Annotated in this window: 3 protein-coding genes; 2 read left to right on the top strand and 1 reads right to left on the bottom strand. The window is 29.1% G+C overall.

Annotated elements, in window-relative coordinates; all coding sequences use genetic code 11:
* Positions 1-1,211: 1,211 nt before the first annotated feature.
* Positions 1,212-2,222: a hypothetical protein gene (locus RINTHH_RS01680; RefSeq protein WP_008232126.1), complete on the top strand. Its 1,011-nt coding sequence runs from the start codon at positions 1,212-1,214 to the stop codon at positions 2,220-2,222.
* Between the two features lie 811 nt (positions 2,223-3,033).
* Here the strand turns inward: RINTHH_RS01680 and RINTHH_RS01685 are convergent.
* Positions 3,034-3,267: a TIGR02450 family Trp-rich protein gene (locus tag RINTHH_RS01685; protein ID WP_008232130.1), complete on the bottom strand. Its 234-nt coding sequence runs from the start codon at positions 3,265-3,267 to the stop codon at positions 3,034-3,036.
* Positions 3,268-4,375: 1,108 nt separating this feature from the next.
* On the opposite strand from RINTHH_RS01685, the gene RINTHH_RS10315 reads away from it, so the two are divergent.
* Positions 4,376-5,059 carry a L,D-transpeptidase gene (locus RINTHH_RS10315; RefSeq protein WP_008232131.1) on the top strand — a complete coding sequence of 228 codons (684 nt, stop codon included), beginning with the start codon at positions 4,376-4,378 and terminating at the stop codon, positions 5,057-5,059.
* The last annotated feature ends 700 nt before the right edge of the window (positions 5,060-5,759 follow it).

The following is a 5,759-nucleotide window of genomic DNA, read 5'->3' on the forward strand; positions in this document are numbered from 1 at the left end:
GCTAAGTTTATTAACCAAAGATGTCTCTCTAATATTTATTTTGTTTATAAAGGGACTTGTACATATATTACTACATAAGTTAAACATCAATTCTATTTTTTTGATATTGAGACTAATAAGTTATACCATATATGTTTTTCTCTTACTTTTTGATAAACTCAAAAATACATTAGTTTGAAATATATTTATTCCTTTCACTCAAGCATTAAAGTATAGGAGTTTAATTACAGAAACTGTAGTATTTACATAAAAATATAAGTGCTTTAGAAAGCCTTAAAATCATTACTGATTTGTAGGATTAATATTGCATTCAGATGCCCATTATATTCAGATATGCTTCTGAATAAATGTTAGAATATTGTACTATTAATAATATCTACTTCAATTAATTCTAATTATCTATAGTGAAACTAAGATAGTTTTTGGTCTATCTGGCGCAAATCTTTACAGAAACTTTTAATTTGTAGCTAAATTATTCAAATGTAGCACTAATATTCATTGGACCTCAGTATGTTATATTTTCATAGACTAGATGTAAATTTGTTAGGATACTATCTATCCCTAAGTGGTGCTAGTTCCATAATATCAAGGGTTTTTACTCCCTAATTGATAAAACACATAAGTGAAGATAACTGTGTTGTTACATCAACTATAAGACCTTGATATCTATCTCCATAAGTATTCCCTGTATTAGTTATTTTTGAATTCTTTCTATTTTTTAAGTATTAAAACTATATTTTTAAGACACTACAAAGATAATTTCTCAGGATGTAAATACACTAGCAGTACTATAGTACTGCTAGTGTGGAGTATATAATGACTCAATATTAATTGTATCTTGGCTAACTTGTATGTATTCTATTTAGTGCTAGTGTGACTATAAAACCTTAAATTGCTATAATTGAATTATTAGCTATTTACTTTAATCTCATAAAACTTGCTAAAATCAAGGTTATTATTACTTATGATCCTGATGATAATCTTTCAGTTGCACAATAACTTTAATTTTAAAGTTATTTCTAAACTTAATGGTTTTTTCTGAAAATAGTAAGAAAATAACTCAGTATCTATTTCAAGCAACTAACTACAGGAATTTATCTTGCCTGACCACCCTAATCCCAAGGATTCCGAGTTAATTGGTTGTTTTTGTTTAGAGTTTTCTTATCAGGAATTTTATAACCAAAATATTAACCATAATCTAGATAAGTAACATGCCTCCTGACAACTTTGGAAAATACCAAAGCAGACTGTTTAACTTATTTCGCCAAAAGAATAGAAGTTGGAGTGAGAAAGTTCGGCACATCTTAATTACTGCTAAGGTTAATGCCAGTCAGTCTTTAGAACTAATTATATACTCCGTAATATTAATGATGCGGAAAGTAGTAGAGTCATCTGGCAAAAAGCTAACATCAAAAAGAAGATCAAAAACTTCCTATTCCACTTCACAATCTCGTGATCCTCAAAAATACCAGAATTTGCAGACAAAGATTATACATAACAACCCTAAAGTTAGGGTAGCATCTATAGATAGTGTACTCAAATATTTAGAATCTCATATTATTCTATCAGGATATCAAAATAGCAGAGTATTATTTTCAGCATTCCAGGATTATTGCAGAGCAATTATTTACGGTCATGACTCACCCAAAAACCATCTTAGTAGAGGCAATAAAAGAATTTTTCAGACATTTACCAAAATTATTGAATTCTACATATTTCGCAAGCGGAATAACATAAACCAACCAAGTATAGATAGTAATGAGGAACTACCTTTAATTTCTACACCTTCCCAAAACTTATCAAACCCTAATATAAAAAACTCAGAGATCATAGATCCATGGCTTACTTTAAATGATTTGTTTGGTCATTACCAAGATATAACCCTAGAAGTAAAAGCAAATAAAGAGTATGGAGAAAATTCTGAGGATCCAGGCATCAGAAACCACTGGGATTATCATCAAACTTCACCCCAAAAACTTGTTGGAAATACACAACCACTAATGGTAACTCTACCCACATTTACATTAGAAGCTACTAACAACCAACTTGAAACCAACCCAGAATATATAGATACTCAAGCTCAATTCGTAAGTTATACTCAACACCCATTAGAATGGGCTTTGCAATTATTAGATAATGGGATGTTATGGTTAGAAGAAAAATTTATAAGGATGTTAAAATTTTTCAGACAAATATGGGGTAATTTATTGAGGAAAAATTAGGTACCTACAATTATAGGATAAAAATTAAATTCCCTATCTTAAAAAAAGTAGGAACTATATATATTATGGATTATCCACATGCATAATATAATAAAAGAGTGAAGACATAATACATCTTAACTATAAGAATAAAACAATAATATCCTTGAGCTATTTCTAGAAAATTTTTCTAATTAAGTATAAAGATTATTTTTTTAAATACTTATCCTGACTACTACTTGTTAAGTAGTTAATTACATAAATTCACTATATAGACTGGGCTATTTTGAAATATAAAGTTTCGATAATACAAAATAATAAGTATTAGATAAAGTCTCCCCGACTACAAATACTAAAATATTGCAAATAAACTGATGAAAATTTCATATGAGTGGATATAGGCTCTCTATTTAAAGCTGGTCAAATTATTTTTATAATCCTTTTGCTACTACCAGATCCATCTGAGCATTTTGATAAACAACTCAAATTTGCCACTATTAGATTTTCGACCTACCCCACCAGAGAATTTGGTGATATTCAAAAATATCAATTTAACCTAGAATAAAATGTGCTGGTCTTATATACATAAGTTTTTGAATTCAAATAATCCTATTTATTAGATGGCATTTCTTACTTTCACAGAATATAATTATGCTTTTCATAAAATAATTTAAGTTCCAATCAAAATCTGACAGCAGAATTTCAAAATCGATGATATTTTCCCTCTGTAATATAATTAATTGTGTCTAATAAACATGCATGATATTATTATCTGCCAATTTTTTACCCACATTTATGGCTGTGTAGCAAATAATCACTTTAACCATAATAGCTATTCAATAATTTGTATTGGTTGCCAACCACTTTTCCATTGGGAATTATCATTAAGTAATTTAGCATTAATCCAGAAACGCACCTTTGGATCGCAAGCGGCAACCATTTCTGCATATACCCACTTGCCCTGATTTTTACGATTGATAACTCGAAAATGTATCCATCCATCTATTTTCTGTCTTGCAGTCCACTGAGAACCTAGTAAATATGGGAACTTTTGTTTTTTCGGCATGTATAAATGTGAAATGGATGTATAAAAAAACTATAAATTAAATCTACATTACCTTCGCATAAATATTTAGGCTTTCTAATTATTAGGTAGTAATATTTAGTTATTAATAATAATAAATTTTTGCTGAATTTGTATTATCTGATCAGCAACATAGTTCTTACAGATTTAAAAAAGATATCTTTCATAAAAGTTCATATACTATACAACTCTTATGAATTATTGTAAACTACTGAAGTTATTCTATATTAAACCAAATTATAGATTTTATTCGAGTTTCTGAGAGATAAAAGGAAAATAGTAAAATTGTTGGCTAGATTTAAATAATGCTAAGTGTCAAGATGTTATTCAACTAAAAAAAATATACTAATAATAATTAAATTACAAGAAGTATTAATTTTTTAATGCTTTATTTACTATAAATTAGGAATAAATACAAGAGTTTTTTGAACATAGTTAAGATTTTAGGACACAGCTATAAACTGCACTTTTTTGCTTCTAGGATAGGCTATTTTGTAATTATTTCATTCTACTAAATAATTTGGTAATTTCTTCGAAAGTAGTTTTCTTCATCTGGATTAAACTTGTAATAGTCCTAAAACATTAACTCTATTTTGTAGCTATTTGCCTAAGTTTGAACTTAAAACTAAATATTCTATTCATAGATTTATAAAAATGAATAACTAGCTAAGTATCCTAGATAATTGTAAGGTAAATATCAATAAAGATAATATTTTTTAGGTGATCTGAATAATCTAAACTAAAATAGTTACTAGTAATCATAAAAATTAGAAAATAATGTGGTTTATTTTTCTATAAAATAACTTTAAGATAATATAAATTTTTCTAATCTTAATACGGACTTTTCAATGTTAAGAAAGCTATACAATTAATTTTTTTATTAAGCTATCAACATGATGATCAACAATATTTCATGGATACCTCTTGTGATATCTTTAATTGAAGCCTAAGTTATTATGACTCAAATACAGATATTTTGTCAGGGATACTTATTAAAGCTAAGTTAAAGCTAAGTTTGTAGCTGAAATATGAAGTTCACTTTGTATAGACTTCATACCATCTTTACATTAGAGAAGGTGGTATCTGTCTCATGCCAAAATTCATATGGAATAACTTTATAGGTCGTACAGTAGTGTTATCAACGCTTACAACACTAATGTTAACGACTTTTGGTTCTTTTCCCATTAAACTCCCCGATGGAACTAAAGTTATGGGGCAAAATCTCCATACAAATCATACCCGCAGCCGTTCTTGGCGGAGAAGATATAGAAGAGGGTATAGGAGGGGAATACATAGAGGAAGGTACCCGAGAGGATATAGGAGAGGTTATAGGAAAGGTTATAGGAAAGGTTATAGGAAAGGTTATAGAGGATATAGGAGAGGTTATAGAGGATATAGAGGATATCCAAGAAGAAGATACTATAACCGCAGAATAATCATTGATTTATCTCAACAAAAATTATATGGGTGGGAGGGAAGAAGACTAATTCATTCATTCCGCATTTCTACAGGTAAAAAATCTACTCCCACGCCAAGGGGAAGATTTCGGATTCGGTCTAAGCATCGATACAATCGCATGCGAGGTAGAGGTTACGATATTCCCAATGTTCCATATGCAATGTATTTTTATCGAGGCTATGCCATCCACGGAGCTTTTTGGCATAACCGCTTTGGAACTCCAGTTAGCCATGGTTGTGTGAATTTACCTGTATATCAAGCACGTCAATTATTTCGATGGGCTAATCGTGGAACTGTAGTTATTGTACGTAGATAAATGCTTATTTGGCTTTTTAATCGGTTCATATAGCTTTTGTTGGAGTGTATATACCAATATGGAAATCCCTTAGATAGTTTTTATTAATAGCCCTAATAACTGGCTAGACACTCGATAGTTTTACTATCGGCGATAGGATAGGGGTTTGAAAGATGGTACGGAGTATTGTCATCTGTATCTAAACAATGTTTTAGGTTAATTTTATGGGGCATTTCGCCCCCTACTCTCTTATATATCCAAAGTATTAATATACATGCTGATATATGCTCTTTGATATGCAATAATAAATTGTTACATATTGATGTTAGTTTTTGTTAGAGATATTCTATATTTTTGCTAAATCTCCATATTTCTTAATTCAGTTAAACTTGAGTAATTACTCATGCTGAATATTAATAAACTAGATAAACTTTTTCATTATTAAATCGTAAAGTGGTTAGGATCTAACTTAGAAATTAGGCTGGGATCCTGTAATTCTTTTTGTCTGTTAAGCTTAATTTTATATTACCGCTATTAAGTAGCATAATAGTATCTATAATTATAAATTATAAATTATGACTATATAGTCTTGTAATTAAAGCACATAATATAATCCTCTTGAATCAATATATTTAACACTAAAATCGAGTACTTTTGATATAAAAGAAAACTATCCCTAGTTTATATAAGTTTTATTTGAATTAGAATAGAGCCCAAGAAT

Source organism: Richelia intracellularis HH01 (assembly GCF_000350105.1).
Lineage (GTDB): Bacteria > Cyanobacteriota > Cyanobacteriia > Cyanobacteriales > Nostocaceae > Richelia > Richelia intracellularis.